The organism is Pseudomonas fluorescens (assembly GCF_902497995.1).
Classification (GTDB): domain Bacteria; phylum Pseudomonadota; class Gammaproteobacteria; order Pseudomonadales; family Pseudomonadaceae; genus Aquipseudomonas; species Aquipseudomonas fluorescens_BK.
In genome coordinates, this window is sequence record NZ_CABVII010000034.1 from 1 (window position 1) to 19,691 (window position 19,691).

Consider the following 19,691-nt stretch of genomic DNA (forward strand, 5'->3'; position numbering starts at 1 on the left):
TCGGCGCTTGGGTGAAAGGAGGAGGGGCGAAATCTCCCACGGATCTGTACTGCGTCAACAGTCAGAATCGGGCTTTGTCCCTTCTCCTCCCTTCAAGTCCTAGCATACAAGCGGGCTTGCTCGCGAAGGCGGCATGATAGTCGACATCAATGTTGAGTCTTATGGCCCCTTCGCGAGCAAGCCCGCTCCCACATTGGTTCTCGCCATACCGCAAAAATGCGAGCATGACGCGTCTGCGTCGTACGCCCAGGGCCGGGCCTGGGAGCCGCGCCGGGTCAGAGGTTCGATGACCCAGGCCTGTACCGCTCACGCTTTTAGTCGTACGCCGACAACGCGCATCTGCCATGCTCAAAGTCCGCAGCACTGCTTCAATCAAAGGAACACCGCAATGGACGACGTACAGCAACTGGGTGAGATGCTTCGCCACTACGCAGAAAGCGAAGCGCACAAGAAACAACTGTTTGAGTCGCAATCGGCCGTGTGGACGACGCGCATTAGTGAGCTGTTCGATCAGATTCAGCAGTGGCTGGAACCGGTCAAGGCGCCGAACCTGCTGGAGGTGAGTCGTGAGGCCTATGTTGCATCGGGGCCCAGCGTTCCGCTCGAGACCTCGACCTTCAAGACCGAAAAACTGAGCATCGTGATTGCCGGCAAACCGGTGGAGTTCGTGCCGGATGTGATGGGCGCGGGAGGCCAGATTTCTCTGGCGGTGATGGGCTTGACCGCCGCGCGCTACGGCAGCATTTCCCTGGTTTGCCTGCCGCCGTCGAATAGCTGGCAGTGGCGCAAGACCAATGGTTTGAAAGATCCGGACACTTTTGCCTTCGATGCAAACTTCCTGGCGCAGCAGTTGCAGAGCCTGATCCCGCGCGATCGCAGCTGATGAGTGCCATTTTTGTGATCGACAAATAATCCATGTGGGAGCGGGCTTGCTCGCGAAGGCGGCATGATAGTCGACATCAATGTTGAGTCTTATGGCCCCTTCGCGAGCAAGCCCGCTCCCACATTGGGTCTCTGGTGTACACAAAATATGTATCCAAAACAGATCCAATGTGGGAGCGAGGCTTGCCCGCGAAAGGGCCTTCGGATCAGCCCCCGATCACTTCAGCGCCGGATCCCCAGGGTTCATCTTCTTCCAGCCTTGCAATAACACCTGCGCCTTCGGCTCCTGCCCGTTCTCCAGGTAGTACTGAATCAGCGACAGCCGAGCATTGCGATTTGCCGGCTGCTCTTTCAACAGTCTTTCCAGCTCCTGGCAGGCTTCATCGACCTTGCCGCTGTCGTGCAACGCCACCGCGAGGACATAGCCGTATTGGGCGTTCTGTGGCTCCAGGCGAGCGGCGTTACGCAGGGCCGGCATGGCCTGGTCTTTTTTGCCGGCACGAATCAGCGACAAGCCCTGGGTATGTTGCAGCAGGGCGGCGTCCGGATGCTCTTTCAGACTCTGTTGCAGCAGTGCCTGGGCTTCCTGGCCGCGCCCGCCGGCTTCCAGCCATTGCACAAGGGTCACCAGCGCCGGGTAGAAATCCGGATCGCGCCTGAGGGCTGTGCGCAGCAGCGCTTCGACGTCGCCACCGCGACCGTTGGCCTGATAGAGCATGGCCAGGTTGAGGTTGGCTTCGGCGCGTTCGGCCAGGCTTTTTTGCACCTCTTCGTACTCGGCGATGGCGGCGTCCCATTTGGCCTGGGCGCCGCCCAATCCATTGCGGGCCACGCTGAGCAACTCCCGGGCCGCGGCGATGCGCACGGCCTTTACCGGGTCGCCGAGCAAAGGTGTCAGCAGCGGTGCGCGTTCCAATGGCGGCAGGAACGCGCTGATCGCCTGCACGGCATTCTCACGCACTTGCGGCGCCGGGTTGCTCAAGTCCCTGGTGGCCAGTTTCAACGCCTGCACGCTGGGATAAAACGGCAATTCGGTCAACAAGGTCGCCCGCTGAATCGCCGGCAGGTTGCTGCGTTGCAGCTGCTCGTACAAGGCTGGCGCCGCGCCGGGCTGGCCGTTGCGGATCAGCCACAGGCTCTCGTCGTAGCGCGGAGCCTGGGCGGTGGTGGCGCTGTTCCAAAGCTTGAATTGTTCGGTGACCTTGTCGCCGGCCTTGCCTTGGTGACAGGTCAGGCAGGCGTCCGGCGTGCCAAGCTTTTTCGCCCGCACGGGATTGGGAATGCTAAAACTGTGGTCATGGCGAAAGTCATTGCCCATGTAGAACTTGCCGGGCATATGGCAATCCACGCACTGCGAACCAGGCTGGCCCGGGGTATGGCGGGTGTGATCGATAGCGTCATAGTTCTTCGCTTGCAGGCCTTTGCCATCGACGCCTTCTACCGCGGTTTTGCCAGCGCTGTTGTGGCATTGCAGGCAGACGCCGTTGCCCGGTGCCTTGAGTTCGGTGCTATGGGGGTTGTGGCAGTTGCTGCAACGCACGCCCTTGTCGAACATTTTGCTCTGGGCGAAGGATCCGTGCTCGAACACCTCGTCCTTGATCTTGCCATCCAGCGCATACAATTCGCGGGTCAGGGTGCTCGGCAGGTAATCGTCCATCAAGCGCTTGCCGACGGTGAAGCCATCGCCCAAGGGGGCGCGACGTGCGTGGCAGCGGGCACAGGTTTCGATCTCGACGGTGGCGTCCTTGTCCTTCAGGTCGACGGCAAAGCCGGCGTGGATCAGGTCGCCTTTTTTTGCGGTCCACTGCAGGTGGTTGGAGGCCGGGCCATGACAGGCCTGACAGCCGACACCCAGGCTGTTCCAGTGACTGTCGAAGGTATTTTTCACGGCATCGAAATTGCGCTGGTAACCGGTGGTGTGGCACTCGACACACATGAAATTGGCGTTCTGGCTCGGTTTACTCCAGTGCAGCGGGTTCTTGAAGTTCACGCCCTGACCCGGATAAAGGTGAAACCAGCGTTGTTTTTCGCTATCCCAGGCCACTCCGAGGGCTTGCAACCGACCTTCGCCGACCTCGATCAGGTATTGCTGCAACGGTGCGATGCCGAAGGTGTAGGCCACCTTGAAGTCGGCGTTCTTGCCATCGATGCCGGGGGTGTTGACCCAGAATTCGTGGTTGTTGCGCGAGAAGCGGGTGGTTTCGTGTTCTGCCTTGAAGGTGACGTTATTGAAGTCACCCAGCATCGTTTCGGCATTGGCTGGCTGCATCGCCAATTGGTGATGGGAGCCTTGCCAGTCCTTGACCTGCTCGCTGTGGCAGCCTTGGCACTGTTGCTCATCGACCATTTTCGCCGGCGCCAGGGCAACCGGTTGCGGCTTGGCCGGCGCGGCGGCGGGCGTACTGGCCGGGGCCATGGGCGCCGGTTGGCTGCTGAACAAAAACCAGCCGATGCCCGCGATGGCCATCAGCAATACACCGAGGGTGACGGGAAACAGATAACGAGTGATCAGGGTCGGTGCTGAATCAGGGTTCGGTGCAGGCGCTCTATTTTTATGTTTCGGCATTGCAACATCCATAGTCCCAGGTGCGTTTGCCGTCAGGCGCGTGTTACAGCTCGATGCAGCTTTGCCGGATGGCCGGCGTCTGTCAAATGACGGCGGTGATCCGGTTGCTGTAATGGCTGAATATCGTGATTCTCAAAGCAAAAGGCGCGGCATTGGCTATACCTTTGTTCTACCGTTGTCGACCTGCTTACAGGAGTTACAACATGAAGCTTGCGTTAATGATGAGCACGCTGTGCATTGCCTCCATCGGAGTGGTGGGCTGCTCCAGTAAAGTCGTTGAACCGGACCAGTATTCAGGGTTTCTCAAGGATTACAGTCAGCTCAAGGAAGCCCAGTCGCCCTCGGGTGCTACCGTGATGCGCTGGGTCGATCCCAAGCTCGACATCAACAAGTACACCAGCGTTTATATTGAACCGACCCAGCTCTATCCCAAGCCCCAACCGACCGTGAAGATCCCTCAGGGCACTCTGAGCGGTATCACCAGCTACTACGATCAGGCGCTCAAGCGCGAAGTCAGTAAATCCCTGCCTCTGGCGGCCGGCCCAGGCCCCGGTGTGCTCGTAGTGCGAGCAGCGATTACCGCCGTCAGTAGCAAGACCGAGGGCTTGAAGCCTTATGAAGTGATCCCGATTGCCCTGGTGGCTGCAGCGGTGAGCACGGCCAGCGGCATTCGCGATCAGGAAACCGACCTGGCCACGGAAGGGTGTTCCTTGACGGCGGCAATAACAAAGTCCTGGCCCAGGTGGTGCGCAAAGGCACCGGCAAACCGCTGGAAAACGAGTCGCAGGTGATGAAGGCCGATGATGTGAAAGGCGTGATCGATGGCTGGGCTTCGGATATGCATCAGTCGTATCTGAAGCTCAAGTCCAAATGATGTATTGGGGGTGAGGGCCTCTTCGCGAGCAGGCTCGCTCCCACAGGGGACTGTAGTGTCTGCGAGATGTGTACCTGGCACCGAGCCAAATGTGGGAGCGAGCCTGCTCGCGAAAGCGATCTGTCTGTCTGTCACTGAGATGTTGAATGGGCCGCCGCCTTCGCGGGCAAGCCTCGCTCCTACAGTGATTTATGTCGTGCACAAATCCCGTGCACACGCTAGATCCCTGTGGGAGCGAGGCTTGCCCGCGAAAGCGGTCTTACGGACGCCGCATCACTCCCCGACAAACCACCGGTAATACGGATTCCCCCCATCCCCGCGCATCACCTCGCGAATATCCCTGGCCCAGGCTTCGCGGTCGCCGTCATAGGCATGCAGGCTCGCCCGATAAAACTGCATCAGCCGCTGCTGGTGCGCGTTCATCCGCTCATTGAAACCCGCGTCCGCGTTCACCAGCACCGGCGGCTGGCGCAGGTCCAGAAGCGCCGGCAACACGCGGCTGATCTCCCTGGCCCGAACCCACGGTGCATATTCGATGCGTGGTCGGTCGTCGGTGACGGCGGGCGCGTCAGCGGCAAAGCGTTCAAGGCCGGCACGATCGGTGACCCAGGTCGCCAGTAACGCAGCGGCTGAACCGATGCCCACGTCCTGCAAGGTGCCGCGTACGCTCTCCTGCTGGAAGCGCGCGCTGATTTTCGCCGCATCCAGTTCGATCGGTTCCATCGAACCCACCAGCAGCATTTCGTGGAACTCGCTGGTCCACAAGGTGGCGTAAGGGAAGGCATCGAGAAAGCTGCGCACCAGTGAGCGCGAGTCGTCGATGTTCTGGGTGGGCAGGGGCAACCACTGAGCGACCAGGCCCTGTGGTTCCAGGCGACTGGCGGCCAGTTGGTAGAAATCCCGGGAATACAGATTCACCACCCCGGCGGCAGAGGGCGGTGGGGGTTCGAGGGTGATCAAGTCGTAAAGTTGCGGGTTGCGCAGCAGTTCCTGTCGACCGTCCCGCAGCCGGACATCGACGGCCGGATCACCGGCGGCGTTGAAGTTTCCCTTGAACAATGGCGAGGCTTTGACCACCGAGGGCAGCAATTCGGCTACCACCCGGCGTTCCAGCCCGGGATAACGGGTCAGGGCGCCAGCGGTGATGCCGGTGCCAAAGCCGATCACCAGCGCCGAACGCGGTTCGCCATTGTGGATCAGCAATGGCAGCAGCGCCTGGATGCGCATATAGCGCAACGAAGGCATGGCGTCGCCGGTGTTGGACACGCCCTGGATGTACAAGCGCTGGAACGCTTTTTGCCCTTTGCCCTGGGTGACCACGGCCACGGTCCCGCCGCGTCCTTCTTCATAGAAGGCCAGGGTGGCATTGCGCGCACCGGGGAGCAGGCTGGCGAGTTTGTCCGCCGGGATCAGCAGCGCCACGGCCACCGACAGCAAGCCCACAGCGACCACGGCCTGACGCCGGCCTTTCTTCACGCCATGGCCCTTGCGCACCGCACAATAACCGATCCCGGCGGCGACCATCGCCAACAGCCCCAGAGTGCGGACCAGTCCCAGCAGCGGGATCAACACAAACCCGCAGAGCATGACCCCGACAATCCCGCCCAGGGTGTTGAACGCCACCACCGCGCCGACATCCCGCCCGACCCGCTCGCGGCCGACGCTCAAGCGCAGGGCCAAGGGAAAAGCGGCTCCGAGCATCAGCGTTGGAACGAAAACAATGCTCAACGCCGCGACTGCGAACCGGGCGCTCATGCCCAGCAGTTCGCTCGCGCCCAGCGACAACACCCAGCTTTCGGCCAGGCTTTGGGCGACCACCAGCCAGCGTCCGAGCACGGCGATTTCCAGCAATGCGATCAACCCGGCACCGGCAATCAACAAACCAAACACGCCCCAGGGATCGCGCAGGCGATCGACCCGACGGGCCAGCAGGGCGCTGCCCAGAAACAGCCCGGTGAGGTAAGTCGCCAGCACGACGGCGAAGGCGTAGGTGCGGGTACTCATGAACTGCACGATGGACTGCGACCAGACCACTTCGTAACCCAGGGCCACGCCGCCGGCGATCGAATACAACCCCAAGGCCAGACGGTCCGGCGCGGTACTGGAAGGATGCTTTGCCGACGCCTGGAGCGGCATCGAACGCTGGCGTTGAAACCACAGGGCACCGACGGCGGCCAGCACGTTCAGCATCGCCGCCGCCAGGGCACTGCCACGCACGCCGAGGGTCGCGATCAGTACGAACGCGGCCAGCAGGGTGCCGGCGATGGCCCCCGCAGTATTGGCCGCATAGAGCTGACCGCCGGCCTTGCCCAATTGCTGCGGGTCGGCGGCCAATGAGCGCACCAGCACCGGCAGAGTGCCGCCCATCAGCAGCGCCGGAACGCCTACCAGGACAAACGGCAACGCCCAGGCCAGCAGGCCGACCTGTTGTTCCAGCCAGGCAAACGGACTGGCCGCGAGGCTCATGGCGAAGGTCGCGCCGACACCGAGCACGGCGACCAGCACTTCCAGCCCCGCGTAGAGCAGGACCGGCTGCGACAAGCGATCCGCCCAACGGCCGAACAGCCAGCCGCCCAATGCCAGGCCGGCAAAAAACGCGCTAATGCCGGTAGTGATGGCGTACACCTCGACACCCACCACCAACGACAGTTGTTTGATCCACAGCACCTGATACACCAGCGCCGCAGCACCGGAGATGAACAGCAACAGGGCAGGAATCAGCAGCCCCGGAGACGCAATGGGGTGAGGCGCAGGTATGGCCGACGACTTGCTGGCGACACGTGAGGACATAGGTCTGTTGCCTTGTGCAAAATTTGAATTAAACACAACCCACATAGGAGCTGGCTTGTCGGATCGCCGCACCGCAGCGAAGGCGGTGTGTCAGTCGCCACATTTATCGCCTGAACGGACGCCTCGCGGGCAAGCCTCGCTCCTACAGGGGGTACATGTTTTCATCTGGGAAAGGGGCCGCTCGCCGATGAAGGCGAGCGGCGGTCATGCGGTCTTACTGTGCAGCTTTCATTTTTTCTTCGATTTTCTTGTCCACTGCAGCACGGATCTGATCGATGCTGAAGCTGGCCGGTTTCTGGCTCGGTGGGTACTCGACGAACGTTTCCAGGAACGCCGCCGACTTCATCACTGCCATCTCGGTCAGGTAAACGTTCTTGGTCGTCCAGTCATAGTATTGATCGGACACAATGTCCGCGCGCTCAAACGGGTCCATGCGCAGGTTGAAAATCTTCGGTACACGCAGGCACACGAACGGTTCGCTCCACACTTTGAAACCACCGGGGGCGCGTTGTTCGCAGAACACCGCTTTCCAATTGCCGTAACGCATCGATACCAGCACACCGTCGTCGTTGAAGTAGTAGAACTCCTTGCGCTCGCTTTTCGGTTGCTGGCCAGTCAAGTAAGGCAGTTGGTTGTAACCGTCCAGGTGCACCTTGAAGTTGGTGCCGCCCGAGGCCGGTGCCCAGCCCTTGAGAAGCTTGTCCTTCACTTCTGTGTCGCCAGCCGCAGCCAGCAGCGTCGGGAACCAGTCCATGCCCGAGAACATTTCGTTGGAGACTTCACCGGCCTTGATCTTGCCCGGCCATCGGATCATCGCCGGCACCCGGTAAGCACCTTCCCAGTTGGAGTTCTTCTCGTTACGGAACGGCGTGGTCGCCGCGTCCGGCCAGGAGAACTGGTTCGGCCCATTGTCGGTGGTGTAGACGACGATGGTGTTGTCGGTGATTTTCAGGTCGTCGAGGGTCTTGAGCAGCTTGCCGACATCACCGTCATGCTCAAGCATGCCGTCCGCATAGTCGTTGCCGGGCATGCCGCTCTGACCCTTCATCGACTCGCGCACGTGGGTGAACAAGTGCATGCGGGTGGTGTTCATCCAGACGAAGAACGGTTTGTCCGCCTTGGCCTGCTTCTCGATGAACGCCTGGGCGGCTGCAGTGGTTTCGTCGTCGATGGTTTCCATGCGCTTGGTGTTCAGCGCGCCGGTGTCTTCGATTTTGCCGTCGGCGAAGCTGTGGATCACACCGCGCGGGGACGTGGCTTTGACGAAGGCTGCGTCATCCTTCGGCCAATACGGACGCTCGGGCTCTTCTTCGGCATTGAGGTGGTACAGGTTGCCGAAGAACTCGTCGAAACCGTGGTTGGTCGGCAGGTATTCATCCTTGTCGCCCAAGTGATTCTTGCCGAACTGACCGGTCGCATAACCCTGGGACTTGAGTGCCTGGGCGAGGGTGATGTCACGTTTTTGCAGGCCGACCGGAGCTCCCGGAACACCCACTTTCGACAGACCGGTACGCAGTGGCGTCTGACCGGTGATAAAGGAGGACCGCCCGGCGGTGCAACTGTTCTCCGCGTAATAGTCGGTGAACATCATCCCTTCCTTGGCGATGCGATCGATGTTCGGCGTCTTGTACCCGACCACGCCCATGGAATAGGCGCTGATGTTGGTCTGACCGATGTCGTCGCCGAAGATCACCAGGATATTGGGTTTTTCGGCGGCGGCAGTCGCCGAAATCGCCATGACCGAGGCCGCCACCAGGGCGAGCTGCGGTAGCCACTTGCTTATGCGAGTCATCTGACTTGCTCCTTTTAAGCGGGTGTCGCGAGGTGGGACAAACGTTGTTTGCGGTCCTGCTTGACGCTTTATTGCACTTGCTCGGGTGAGGCGGGCTCGAACGGATAGATCCGGCGCCATTCGGACGCCATGTCGACGACAGTCCAGCCACGGGTATTCGCTTCGTCCAGGGCCTTGTCCAGACGGCCGATATCGGACTTGCGGTCGTAGGCCCATTCGCGTTTGGCGTCGGTGTGGTGCACCAGCCCCATGAAGCGTTTGCCTGGCCCTGCAGCCGTCCACTGCAACATTTGCAGGTCGCCATCGGAATTGCCGAACGCCAGAATCGGTCGGCGCCCGATCACGGCATCGATGCTTTCCGGTTTGCCCGGCCCGTCATCGTTGTGGGCCAGTTTGGCCGTGCGCACAATCGACGGCTGGCCATCCTTGAGCTGGTACGCCGTGACGAAGGTGGTGCCGATGACTTGCTCCGGCGGGATGCCGTAAACCTGCTCGGCGAAGGCACGCATGAACGCGGTATCGCCACCGGAGACGATGTAGGTCTTGAAGTCCTGGCTGCGCAGGTAGTCGAGCATTTCCAGCATCGGCTGGTAGATCATCTCGGTGTAAGGTCTGCCGGTCCTGGGATGGCGGGCGCGGGCCAGCCAGGTCCTGGCGTAGTCATCGAACGCCTCGGTGGTCATGCCGGTGTGGGTCGCGCCGACAATCTTCAAAATGCCGTCCATGCCCGATTCACCCAGGGCTTTGTGATCGTTTTCCAGCACGGCCTTGAACGGCTGGGTGGTTTTCCATTCCGGATGCTGCGGTGCGGTGCGCTTGACTTCGTCGAAGGCGAACAGCAATTCGAAGTACGCCGGTTGTTCGCTCCACAGGGTGCCGTCGTTGTCGAACACGGCGATGCGATCGGCGGGTTTGACGAAGTCCTTGCTGCCTTGATCGGTCACCGTCTGGACGAATTCGATGATGTTCTTTTTCGCCGGACCGTCGTTCCACGACGGCAGTGGCTCGCCGGTCTGGGCGAGCGCCGGCAGGCTCAGTGCGAGGGTGAGCAGTAACGTCAGCCCGTAGCGTTGGCGGATCGATCGCGGGTTCGTCATGGGAAATCCTTCTCGTGAACGGGATTGAGTGGTTGCAGTGCGGGCGCGGCTGATTCTTTGTTGCGTTTGGCCTGACTATGCAGCGTAGCCAAGGATTGCCTGAGTCGGCGCAGCGCCTGATCTTCGGTCGGCTCACGGCTGTAACAGGCACGCAACAGGTCTTGCAGGCGAGGGCCGAGGCTACCGAGTTGCAGGCCCCTGTGGCGGCGTCTGACCCATAGGTAAAGGGCGCTCAGTTGTGGCGGTTTTGCCTCGATTTGCGCGGCAATCTGCCGCCAGGCGCAGTCGGCGGACGCCAGCCAGGCGGCGTGTCGGGCGCGGCGCCGGGCTTGCCACCCGAGGTACGCACGGTGCATGACAGGTCGCGCAAGCCAGGCGAACAGCGCCACGCCCAACACCAATGCCAACAGTCCCAGCCAATGCCTGGAGAGGTGCAGCCGACTTTGCTGGCCAAGGTTGTTCAGGTCTTCGGTGATCGAGAACACCGGCCGATAGGCACTGTTGGCCACGGCGTCGAAGGTCACGGCAGGCACTTGCGCAATGCGGGTTTGCCCGCGGCTGGCGTCCCACCACTTCAGCTCGATGGCCGGAAGGTGATGGCGGCCTTCGCTGTCGATACGATAAACCACGGTGTCGATGCGCTGGCCGCCGGTGAAGTGGCCACGACCGTCGTCCAGGGTGCTGATCCGTGGCGCCTTCGGGTAGCGGCTGAGGCCCGGAATATCGCCCAGTGACGGCGTCGGCAACGCCATTGCCAGGGCGCCATCGGCCTGCAGGGTCAGTTGGCGGGTGAGGCTGTAACCGACTTTCAGCGGGGTGGCCGAGTCGACGGTCTTCTGCGTGAAGCGCAGCCCTTGAGCAACGAGTACCGGTTCGCCGGGTTTGAACCCTGGCGGTTGCGCTGCCGTGAAGTGCAGTGGCTGGCTTTGGGCGCTCAGTTCGACGGTGGCCTGGCCGGGTGTGGCGCTGATGGTGAGTGCCGGGATGTCGAAGCCCCGGGCCAGGTTCGGTGTGATCAGGTAGCTATAGCGCAGGCCGTTGAAGGACTTGCCGTCCAGGGTCTGGTTCACGTGTTCGGCGTGGCCGTCGGGGGGCAGGACCAGTGCGCCCGGCAGCTTCAGGTCGGGCAGGGTGGGGGCGCTGGTGAACCAGGTGTCGGTGAGGACATCGAGTTGCAGTTCGAGGAGGCCACCGACCATGATGGGGGCGCTGGGTTGCAGGCGGGTCTGGATTCGCAGTTCGGGTTCTGCGGCGAAGATGCTGATGCTTATCAGGCAGATGAGCAGGGCGCCGAATCCTGTGGTGAATGACCGGACGCCTTCGCGAGCAAGCCCGCTCCCACATTGGATTTGTGTATGCCGCAAATCCCCTGTGGGAGCGGGCTTGCTCGCGAAGGCCACGACTCGGTGTATCAGACGGTCCACCCGGTTCATGGCCTACCCCCCGCCTGATCCTGCAAACTGAACTTCTGCTTCAAGAACTTCGCCGGCGAAGTACTCAGGTTCTGCAACCACAGTTCATCCGAAGTCGCCTGCTCCGTCTCCACCGCTTTGCTCTGGCCCTTGCCCGGCGCCTTGTCCATTTTGATTTCGTCGGGTTTGACCTCGGGCGTGTTCTGCTCGGCGCTTTCAGTGTCTTGCTGCAAGGCGATGGCCAGCGCCAGATTGGCCGTGGCTTCAGGGAACCGCGGCTGCAATTTCAGCGCCTGGGTGTAGGCTGCGATCGCCTCATCAAACTTGAAGCGGCGCACATGAATATTACCTAGGTAGAAATACGCCTGCGGCGTGTCCAGGCGCGCGAAGCTGGCCAGTGCCAGGTCGAAATCGGCTGCGTGATAGGCAGCAACGCCTTTCCAGTACGGATCGACAAACAGCGCGGCAGCCTGCGGGAAATGCTCATGCTCGAACGCCCAGCGCCCTTGTTGGTCCCGGGTAAAGAACGCATCAGTCAGTGCATTGGCCTCGGCGGGTGCCGGCTGAAATCCGATGCCCAGTGCCAGCAACCAACCGGCCATCCAGTTCAGGCTCCAGCCCTTGCGCACGCTGCAGAAGGCGATCAGCAACAACGGCCAGCACAGCCAGTAGCCGGCGTCTTTCCAGTGCAGTTCGCGCTGTTCGTCACTGGCACTCTGGAAATGCTGCCGGGCGTGCATTTCAATCCAGTCCAGATCGTCGTCATTGAGGGTCAGGCTGCCCAGTGGCGCGTCCAACGCTGAAGCGAGCTGCTTGAGTGCGGCCTGATCAAAACGGCCAAGCGCCGGGCGACCATTGCTGTCGGTACGCGGCTGGCCGTTGGCGTCGTGGATGATGCCGCCATCCTCGCTGCCCACGGCCAGAATCAGCACTTGCAGCGCACTGTCGCTGAGTGGTTGATCCAGGCCGCTGAGTTGCGTGGTGTCGGCACCGTCGGTGATCAGCAACAAAGTACCCGGGGTTTTCTCGGCGGCCAGCAAGCGTTTGGCTTGCTCGATCACCGGGCCGACAGCCTTGCCCGGTTTGCCGATCAGGTCGGTGCTCAGGGCCTGGATGAAGCTGTCGAGCAGCGCCGGATCGTCAGTTGGCGGCAACACCAGATGGGCACTGCCGGCATAGGCGATCAGCGCGTTACGGGCACCGGCGCGGCGCTGGATCAGGTCGTGGAGCTTGTGCTTGGCCGCTTCCAGGCGACTCGGTGGCACATCATTGGCGTCCATGGACGGCGACAGGTCGATGGCAATAATCAGCGGCGCCCGGTTCTCCAGGAATTGCGGGCGGTCCTGTTCCCAGGTCGGTCCGGCCACAGCGACGGCACCCAGCATCAACAAGGCGCAGACCAGATGCACCGGCCGCAGGCGCTGGTGATCCTGTGGCGTGATCAGCAGATGCGGCAACAGGTGCTCGGCGATGTTGCTGCGCAAGCGCCGCTGCACATCACGGCTGCGACGCCACAGCCAGGGCAGCAGGGCGCCGAACGGCAGCAGCAACAGCCACAGTGGGCGCAGGAAGTGGAAGTCGCCGAGGTTGATCTCCATCTCAGGCCTCCTGCCGCTGACGCGCGGGTGTCAGGCGCGAATGGAGCAGGGCGCCCAGGTGGTAAAGCGCGAGGACAGCTATCGCCGCCGCCAACGGCCACCAGAACAGATCCTTTTTCGGTTGATGGCTGAGGGTTTTCACCTGATGCGGGGTCAGCCTGTCGAGGGTGCCGTAGACCTGATCCAGCGCATTGCGGTCTTCGGCGCGGAAGAACTTGCCGCCGGTGGCCTCGGCGATTTGCTGCAGACCTTGCAGGTTAACCTTGGCTTCACCTTCCGCCGTCGGGTCGCCAATGCCGATGGTGTGAATCACCACGCCTTTGGCAGCCGCCATGGCTGCGGCGTGATCCGGGGTGATGGCGCTGCTGGTGTCGTTGCCGTCGGTGAGCAGGATCAGGACTTTTTCCTGTTCGTGGGCCTGATCGAGCAACTTGAGGCTCAGGCCGATCGCATCGCCGATGGCGGTGTTGGGGCCGGCCATGCCGATGCCGGTGTCGTCCAGCAACAGCGACAGGCTGGCATGATCAAGGGTCAATGGCGCCTGCGGGTAGGCGCCGCTGCCGAACACGATCAGGCCCAGGCGATCGTCCTTGCGCTTGTCGATAAAGCCATGCACCACCTCCTTGACCGCCGCCAGCCGATTGATCTTCTGGCCGTTGGCATCCGTGAAATCAGTGGTTTCCATGGACTGGGAAATGTCGATGGCCAGCATCAGGTCACGCACCGGTTGCTGGCGTTCGATGGGTTTTTCCACGAATACCGGGCGTGCGGCCGCCACCAGTACCAGGGTCCAGATCAGCAGATTCAACAGCAACTGCCAGGCATTGCTGTGGATGCCGGCCTGACTGGGGGCCTGACCGACCGCGCGACTCATGGCGCCGAAAAACGGCACGCGCACGGCGCTGCGGGCTTCACGGTAATCGGGCAGGTAGCGGTAGCCCAGCCATGGCAGCGGCAGCAGGAGCAACAGCCAGGGGTAATCAAGCTGCCACATGGTGATGCTCCACCCAGCGTTTGCAGGTGTCGAACAGATGTTGGCGTTGCGTGTCAGGCAGTGCGACCAATGTGGCGTCCGGGGCGTAGGCCAGTTGTGCCAGTTGCTGGCTGAAGTCGGCGGGCAGTGGCTGCGTACAGTGCCGCACCAGAAATGCCTGCCAGTCGGCTTTACCTAACGCCGCAGGACCCTGTGGGAGCGGGCTTGCCCGCGATGGCGTCCGCTCAGTCGACATGATTGTTGAATGCGAGGCCCCCATCGCGGGCAAGCCCGCTCCCACAGGGTTCGCTGCAGGCATTGAAATGGCGACCCGTTTGAGCAGTTCCGGGAGTTCGCGCATGGCACTTAATCGATCGTCGCTGTTTTGCAGTTCGGCCAACCGCACCAACGCCTCCCGCCGATACCGGTCCCGCCGCCACTGCCAATACTGTCGCGCACCCACCAGCAACACCACACCCAGCAACACCGCCAACAGCACCCACCAACCCCACGTCTGCGGCGCATAACTGACCGGCGCGGGCAGGCCGATTTCCTTGAGTTGCCCGATGCTCGGCACGCTCGGATTCATCGCCGCCCCCGACCCAGCTTGCCCAATTCGGCTCGCAACTGTTCCTGGGCCTCGGTGGCGGTGCTGAACATCATCAGCGGCACTTGGCTGCGGCGCAGCAAGGTGGCGACGTCTTTGAGCCGACCGCTGAGAAAATCGCCCAATGGCTGATGGACGCTGCGTTGCTCCACCGCCAGTTCCACTTGCAACTGGCCCTGGGTGATCAGCAGTCGGCCATTTTTCGGCAGGTTAAGCGCCAACGGGTCGTACACCTGCATGGCAATCACATCGTTATGCGCCGCCAACTGTCGCATCAGCTGCAAGGTGCGCGGGCCGGCGCCGGCAAAATCGCTGACGATGCAGATCAGATGATCGTGACCGGCCACTGCCAGGCAATGTTGCAACACCTTGTCGAGCTGGTCTTCGCCTTCGGCATCCGGGTTGCTGGCGTTCAGCGCCTGGTTCTGCCGGGCAATGCGGCTGCACAGCGCCTGGATCCGCTTGCGGCTGCGCAGCGGCGCGATGCTGTCGATGCGCTGATCGTTGAACACCAGCCCACCGACCCGGTCGCCGGCGTTGAACACCATCCATGCGGCCAGTGCGCCGAGTTCGGCGGCAATCGCGGATTTGAAGCTGCGTTGCGAACCAAAGAACATCGACATGCGCTGGTCCACCAGGATCAACGCCGGTCTGTCGCGCTCCTCGGTAAAGGTACGGACCACCGGTTTGCCGGTGCGCAGCGAGGCGCGCCAATCCAGGTGCCGCAAATCGTCCCCCGGCTGATAGCGGCGCAGCTCATCGAAGTTCAAGCCACGGCCTCGCAACCGCGACGCATGGTTGCCGGCGAGGATGCTGCCTCGTGGCTGGCGGGCCAGGAAACTCAGGTCACGGGCCTTGAACTCCAGGGCCATCAACTGCGCCAGAGAGACATAGACCAGGCCGTCCAGGTTCATGCTGGAATCGCGACATTGTCGAGTAGACGGTCAAGCACCTGATCGGCCGTGACACCGTCGGCCACCGCGTCATAGCTCAATTGCAGGCGATGGCGCAGCACCGGATGCACCACGGCGCGAACGTTGTCCGGCGACACGAAGTCCTGCCCCTGCAGCCAGGCGTCGGCCCGGGCGCAACGGTCCAGGCCGATACCGCCGCGGGGACTGGCGCCGAGGGCGATCCAGCGGCCGAGGTCGGCATCGTAGTCGGCAGGATGGCGTGTGGCGTTGATCAGGTCGATCAGGTAGCGGTCGATGGCCGGGGATACGTGAATCCCGCTGACTTCTCGACGTGCGGCGAAGATCACCTCCTGGGACAGCGCGAAACCCTGGACCGCAGCCGTCCTGGCGCCGAGAGCCTGTTCTTCGACGCGCAGCAGGCGCAGCACCTGGCTTTCGTTTTCCGCACTGGGGTAGTCCAGCAGGACTTTCATCAGGAAGCGGTCCATTTGCGCTTCCGGCAGCGGGTAAGTGCCTTCCTGCTCGATGGGGTTCTGGGTGGCGACCACGATGAACAGTTCCGGTAGCGCATGGCTGTTGCCGGCCACGGTGATTTGCCGTTCTTCCATGGCTTCCAGCAGCGCGGCCTGAACCTTGGCCGGCGCACGGTTGATTTCATCCGCCAGAATCAGGTTGCCGAACAAGGGACCAGGCTGGAAGCGGATCTGGTTTTTGCCGTCGACCTGATGCAGGACCTCGGCCCCGGTGATGTCCGAGGGCAGCAAGTCCGGAGTGAACTGGATGCGGCTCATCGTCGCGTCCAGGTGTTTGGCCAGGGCCTTGACCGTGCGGGTCTTGGCCAGCCCAGGCAAGCTTTCCAGCAGCAAATGCCCGTTGGCCAACAGACCGAGCAGAATCTGCCGGATGACCTGATCCTGGCCAAGTACGGCTTCGGCAATGTTGGCTTGCAGGGCGTTGAGGTCGTTGAGTGCGGTCATGGGACAGTCCCTGGCTCAGAGCATGAAAGTCGAAATGACGGGCAGGTCGCCGATGGCGCAGGCGAAGCCGCTGAACAACACGCAGCAAATGGTCTGGAATCGAAGGCCATCCCTGAGCGCTCCTAGAAAAACGCCAAGGTCAGGTTGACGCTGAAACCGTTGCCCTCAGGCCGGTTTTTGGTGTCGAACTCCGGCACCCATCGGGCGCTGACGCTGGCCTGGGCATCGGCGAATTTGCCGGCCCAGCCCACCACCGGACCGGCACCCACCGAGCGGCCGCGAAAGCCGTTGAGTGAGTCAGCGGTATCACCCTTGTCGTCGGTGATTTGCTGGACGTAACCCGCCACCATGCCGGCGCTCCAGCCGCCGCCGAAACCGTGGGTCCACAACGCATCGAGGGTGAAAATGTTGCCGTTGCGATAATCCGTGGCGTCGTTCTCGGTGTAGAACTCCAGGCCGCTCGACAGGGTCAGCTCGCCGCCCTTGCCGTCGAGGTGGGTGAACGCGACCGTCGGCATGAAGGTGTAGGTGTTCTGGCCAGGGTTGGCCAGGCGATCGTCGTTGTAGGCGCCGGTCGGCACGTAGATCGGCAGGGACAACGAGAGGTGGTTGAGCTCGTCGAAGTGGTAACCGGCGGCAATCGGTGTGATCAGCATGTCGGCGAACTGCGTGCCGGTGTCTTCCGTGCCCAGCTCCCGGCCGCGCGGGCCGGTAATGCTGATGCTGACGTCGGTGTATTGCACCGGCACGCCGATGGCGGATGCATAGTTCCAGCGACCCTTGCCGGTGTCCCAGACTTTGGTGAAGTTGGCCATGGTGTAGGAAACTTTCATGTCCAGGTCCGCACCGATCTCGCCGACAATCGGCACGCCCTTGCCGCCCTTGAGATCGCCGTCATACCAGATGCTGGTCAGGGACATCACCCAGCCCGGTTCCGGCGGCACGATGCCGGCATTGGAAAACACCTGTTGCCCGGTGATCGGCCGACCGACACCGCCCTCGGCCGCGAGCACCGCCGGGCTGCCACCGAGCACGCACAGGGCCAGCAAGGGACGCACCACCAAAGGCCTGACCATGACGAACTCCGCTTACTGTTTCGGTTGATTGACGGGGGTCAGCAGCGGCATTTTCCACTGGCCGCTGGCAACTTCCGGTTTTGGCAGGTACAAGCGCAACACACCGTAAAACGGACCGTTCGGTGCCGGCAGCCAGTTGTTTTGCGTGCTGTGAGCAGCATGCGCTTATTCATAAAGCTTCCTTTTGAACCTGAGCGCCTAGCTTGTCGCGGAACTTTTCCTGCCATTGGGCGTATGACACCAGCGGCAACGCCCAGAGATAACTCTGGGTGGCCTGCTGGAAATCCAGTTCGGCGTAGAGTTTGCCGTTGGATTCATGGGCTGGCAGTTCGCCTTCCATCGCGATCTTGCCGATTCGGGTATCCAGGTCCTGTGCACCGACGCCGCAGCTGACAAACATCGTCATCAGGCTGTAGCCGGCTGCGCGAATTACACCGTGCATAGATAATCCTTATTTGCCGAAGGTGACGTTGAGCCCGGCGAATAGTGTGAATTGCGGCAAGCCGTCGCCCTTGTGCTCTACGGTCCACTGCGGTTCGATGAAGGCGTTGAGGATATTGGGCCCGGACTTCCAGACTTTGCCGGCACCGAACCCGACAGGGATGTAATGGGTGTCGTTCTTGAGGTCGAAGGTCCAGGTGCCGGTGGAGCGCAGGTACCAGCCTTTGTCCAGGTTGTGAATGATGAAGGGCTGCAGGGTCGCCGATTCAACATGCTGACGGTCGCTGTCGCCGGCAAAGGAGCTCTGGTATTGCACCAGTGCACCGAGCAAGCCGCGGGGTGATGAATCGATCGCTACGGCGGCCAGGCCGGCCTGCCATTTACCCGTCCCGAGTTCGTCCTGGTCAGCGCTGGGCGCGGTGATCATCGGGCCGATACCCAGTTGCACGCCGTCGGTCTTGAGCAGGAAGATATCGAACAGGTTCAGATCACCTTCACCGGTGCTGTAGCCGCCGTTTGGATCGGGGCGGGTACTGATCGGTGCCGTGACGCGCAGAAGTTGCGGGACGCCGATGAAATCGTTGGGCGCAATCGGCAGCGTGCCGCGCACCAGCAGGTCATTGCTATGGATGTTGGAGTCGTAGTATCTCGGGGTGTAGTAATCCTGCAGGTTCATCCCCGGCGCGAGGTTCAGGGGGTTGTTGCTTTTATTGGCTGTGTCGGCGTTATCGGCGTGTGCACAACAGGCAGATGCCAGAGAAGCCGCCAACAATAGGGCGCTCGCTCCTGGATTTTTCGACATGATTCCCCCGGTTCCCTGGTGGCTCAGCGGACGACTCGGCACTTGGCGGCCGATATTGTGTAATCTCTTTCCTATCAAGCCTGTAGGACGCGTCTGTAAAACTTAGCAGTTAAACAGGGGTTATCCAGTCGAAAGGATCCAATCCCGGTTTTTGTGTTCAAGTTTTCGCAGTTTGGATGTACTAAAAAGTTAATACTGATCAGAGGGTTATCCAGTACCCAGCTGCCCCGGCATGAGCATCTGCCGTATACCGGGGCTTTACTGCAATACTCAGCTCTTCTTCATCTGTTCACGCAGTCGTTCTTCCTGCTCCCTCAGTTGCGTCGTGAACTCGCCCCCAAAATCCTCGGCTTCGTACACCTGGCGTATCTCGATCTCGGCTTCGGTGCCTGGCATCGGGTTGGGGCAGCGCTTGACCCAGTCGATCGCCTCCTGTTTCGACTTCACCTGCCACAACCAATAGCCGGCGATCAGCTCCCTGGTTTCGGCGAACGGGCCGTCGATCACCGTGCGCTGGTCACCCGAGAAGCGCACGCGCGCGCCCTTGCTGCTGGGCTGCAGGCCGTCGCAGTCGATGAGGATGCCGGCCTTGGCCAATTCTTGGTTGAAATTGCCCATCGCGGTCATCAGTTCTTCGCTGGGCAGTATCCCGGCTTCGGAATCCGCGCTGGCTTTCACAAAAATCATGAATCGCATGGTCTTGTCTCCGCTGGATTTGAGTGACTCACTGCTAGTCGAATGACCCTGTCCTGAATCGACAACGCGGCGCATGAAAAATCGTTTTAGAATTTTCGGATACCCTCCAATACCGATGATTTAGCCGGTATGCGGACCTGTGTGAGCGAGCCTGCTCGCGAAAGCGGTGTACCAGTCAAAAATCATGTCGACTG

At 61.6% G+C, this 19,691-nt stretch carries 15 protein-coding genes and 1 pseudogene; 2 read left to right on the top strand and 14 right to left on the bottom strand.

Going from position 1 to position 19,691, the window contains the following annotated elements; genetic code table 11:
- Window positions 1–388: 388 nt before the first annotated feature.
- A complete protein-coding gene (locus F8N80_RS27925) occupies window positions 389–883 on the top strand; it encodes a hypothetical protein (protein ID WP_150747098.1) in 495 nt (164 codons plus the stop codon).
- A gap of 216 nt (window positions 884–1,099) precedes the next feature.
- Here F8N80_RS27925 and F8N80_RS27930 read toward each other — a convergent pair whose 3' ends face one another.
- Window positions 1,100–3,448: a tetratricopeptide repeat protein gene (locus F8N80_RS27930; RefSeq protein ID WP_150785160.1), complete on the bottom strand. Its 2,349-nt coding sequence runs from the start codon at window positions 3,446–3,448 to the stop codon at window positions 1,100–1,102.
- Between the two features lie 203 nt (window positions 3,449–3,651).
- Between F8N80_RS27930 and F8N80_RS27935 the strand changes: the two are divergent.
- Window positions 3,652–4,322 (top strand): annotated as a pseudogene (locus F8N80_RS27935) (DUF3313 domain-containing protein).
- A 273-nt stretch (window positions 4,323–4,595) separates the two neighbouring features.
- Here F8N80_RS27935 and F8N80_RS27940 read toward each other — a convergent pair.
- From F8N80_RS27940 to F8N80_RS28000, 13 genes are all read right to left on the bottom strand, one after another.
- Entirely contained in the window at window positions 4,596–7,112 is a 2,517-nt protein-coding gene (locus tag F8N80_RS27940) for a fused MFS/spermidine synthase (protein ID WP_150785161.1), read from the bottom strand.
- Between the two features lie 214 nt (window positions 7,113–7,326).
- Complete coding sequence (locus F8N80_RS27945) at window positions 7,327–8,904, bottom strand: arylsulfatase (protein ID WP_150747095.1); 1,578 nt, start codon at window positions 8,902–8,904, stop codon at window positions 7,327–7,329.
- A 68-nt stretch (window positions 8,905–8,972) separates the two neighbouring features.
- Complete coding sequence (locus F8N80_RS27950; RefSeq protein ID WP_150785162.1) at window positions 8,973–10,001, bottom strand: HAD family hydrolase; 1,029 nt, start codon at window positions 9,999–10,001, stop codon at window positions 8,973–8,975.
- Window positions 9,998–11,434 (bottom strand): BatD family protein, encoded by a 1,437-nt coding sequence (locus F8N80_RS27955; RefSeq protein ID WP_150785163.1) that lies wholly within the window; start codon window positions 11,432–11,434, stop codon window positions 9,998–10,000. Before F8N80_RS27955 ends, F8N80_RS27950 begins: the two co-directional genes overlap by 4 nt.
- Window positions 11,431–13,011: a VWA domain-containing protein gene (locus tag F8N80_RS27960; protein ID WP_150785164.1), complete on the bottom strand. Its 1,581-nt coding sequence runs from the start codon at window positions 13,009–13,011 to the stop codon at window positions 11,431–11,433. The genes F8N80_RS27955 and F8N80_RS27960 overlap by 4 nt, the downstream gene beginning before the upstream one ends.
- A 1-nt stretch (window position 13,012) precedes the next feature.
- Window positions 13,013–14,005, bottom strand: coding sequence for a vWA domain-containing protein (locus F8N80_RS27965; protein WP_150785165.1), 993 nt, complete (start codon window positions 14,003–14,005; stop codon window positions 13,013–13,015).
- Window positions 13,992–14,573 (bottom strand): DUF4381 domain-containing protein, encoded by a 582-nt coding sequence (locus F8N80_RS27970; RefSeq protein WP_150785166.1) that lies wholly within the window; start codon window positions 14,571–14,573, stop codon window positions 13,992–13,994. The genes F8N80_RS27965 and F8N80_RS27970 overlap by 14 nt, the downstream gene beginning before the upstream one ends.
- Window positions 14,570–15,505: a DUF58 domain-containing protein gene (locus F8N80_RS27975; protein WP_150785167.1), complete on the bottom strand. Its 936-nt coding sequence runs from the start codon at window positions 15,503–15,505 to the stop codon at window positions 14,570–14,572. Before F8N80_RS27975 ends, F8N80_RS27970 begins: the two co-directional genes overlap by 4 nt.
- Window positions 15,502–16,482 carry an AAA family ATPase gene (locus F8N80_RS27980; RefSeq protein WP_150744077.1) on the bottom strand — a complete coding sequence of 327 codons (981 nt, stop codon included), beginning with the start codon at window positions 16,480–16,482 and terminating at the stop codon, window positions 15,502–15,504. The genes F8N80_RS27975 and F8N80_RS27980 overlap by 4 nt, the downstream gene beginning before the upstream one ends.
- 122 nt (window positions 16,483–16,604) lie before the next feature.
- Window positions 16,605–17,558, bottom strand: a complete 954-nt coding sequence (locus F8N80_RS27985) for a SphA family protein (protein WP_150785168.1) — start codon at window positions 17,556–17,558, stop codon at window positions 16,605–16,607.
- A 169-nt stretch (window positions 17,559–17,727) separates the two neighbouring features.
- A complete protein-coding gene (locus F8N80_RS27990; protein WP_224790772.1) occupies window positions 17,728–18,000 on the bottom strand; it encodes a hypothetical protein in 273 nt (90 codons plus the stop codon).
- 9 nt (window positions 18,001–18,009) lie between these two features.
- On the bottom strand, window positions 18,010–18,801 hold the full coding sequence (locus F8N80_RS27995) for a hypothetical protein (protein WP_150785169.1): 792 nt from the start codon (window positions 18,799–18,801) through the stop codon (window positions 18,010–18,012).
- 270 nt (window positions 18,802–19,071) lie between these two features.
- Window positions 19,072–19,497: a YciI family protein gene (locus tag F8N80_RS28000; protein ID WP_150744080.1), complete on the bottom strand. Its 426-nt coding sequence runs from the start codon at window positions 19,495–19,497 to the stop codon at window positions 19,072–19,074.
- Window positions 19,498–19,691: the final 194 nt, after the last annotated feature.

What these genes read in the sequence shown, in the direction of transcription:
- F8N80_RS27925 (WP_150747098.1), top strand. Translation starts at nt 389, where the DNA reads ATGGACGACGTACAGCAACTGGGTGAGATGCTTCGCCACTACGCAGAA.
- F8N80_RS27930 (WP_150785160.1), bottom strand. Translation starts at nt 3,448, where the DNA reads ATGCCGAAACATAAAAATAGAGCGCCTGCACCGAACCCTGATTCAGCA.
- F8N80_RS27940 (WP_150785161.1), bottom strand. Translation starts at nt 7,112, where the DNA reads ATGTCCTCACGTGTCGCCAGCAAGTCGTCGGCCATACCTGCGCCTCAC.
- F8N80_RS27945 (WP_150747095.1), bottom strand. Translation starts at nt 8,904, where the DNA reads ATGACTCGCATAAGCAAGTGGCTACCGCAGCTCGCCCTGGTGGCGGCC.
- F8N80_RS27950 (WP_150785162.1), bottom strand. Translation starts at nt 10,001, where the DNA reads ATGACGAACCCGCGATCGATCCGCCAACGCTACGGGCTGACGTTACTG.
- F8N80_RS27955 (WP_150785163.1), bottom strand. Translation starts at nt 11,434, where the DNA reads ATGAACCGGGTGGACCGTCTGATACACCGAGTCGTGGCCTTCGCGAGC.
- F8N80_RS27960 (WP_150785164.1), bottom strand. Translation starts at nt 13,011, where the DNA reads ATGGAGATCAACCTCGGCGACTTCCACTTCCTGCGCCCACTGTGGCTG.
- F8N80_RS27965 (WP_150785165.1), bottom strand. Translation starts at nt 14,005, where the DNA reads ATGTGGCAGCTTGATTACCCCTGGCTGTTGCTCCTGCTGCCGCTGCCA.
- F8N80_RS27970 (WP_150785166.1), bottom strand. Translation starts at nt 14,573, where the DNA reads ATGAATCCGAGCGTGCCGAGCATCGGGCAACTCAAGGAAATCGGCCTG.
- F8N80_RS27975 (WP_150785167.1), bottom strand. Translation starts at nt 15,505, where the DNA reads ATGAACCTGGACGGCCTGGTCTATGTCTCTCTGGCGCAGTTGATGGCC.
- F8N80_RS27980 (WP_150744077.1), bottom strand. Translation starts at nt 16,482, where the DNA reads ATGACCGCACTCAACGACCTCAACGCCCTGCAAGCCAACATTGCCGAA.
- F8N80_RS27985 (WP_150785168.1), bottom strand. Translation starts at nt 17,558, where the DNA reads ATGGTCAGGCCTTTGGTGGTGCGTCCCTTGCTGGCCCTGTGCGTGCTC.
- F8N80_RS27990 (WP_224790772.1), bottom strand. Translation starts at nt 18,000, where the DNA reads ATGCACGGTGTAATTCGCGCAGCCGGCTACAGCCTGATGACGATGTTT.
- F8N80_RS27995 (WP_150785169.1), bottom strand. Translation starts at nt 18,801, where the DNA reads ATGTCGAAAAATCCAGGAGCGAGCGCCCTATTGTTGGCGGCTTCTCTG.
- F8N80_RS28000 (WP_150744080.1), bottom strand. Translation starts at nt 19,497, where the DNA reads ATGCGATTCATGATTTTTGTGAAAGCCAGCGCGGATTCCGAAGCCGGG.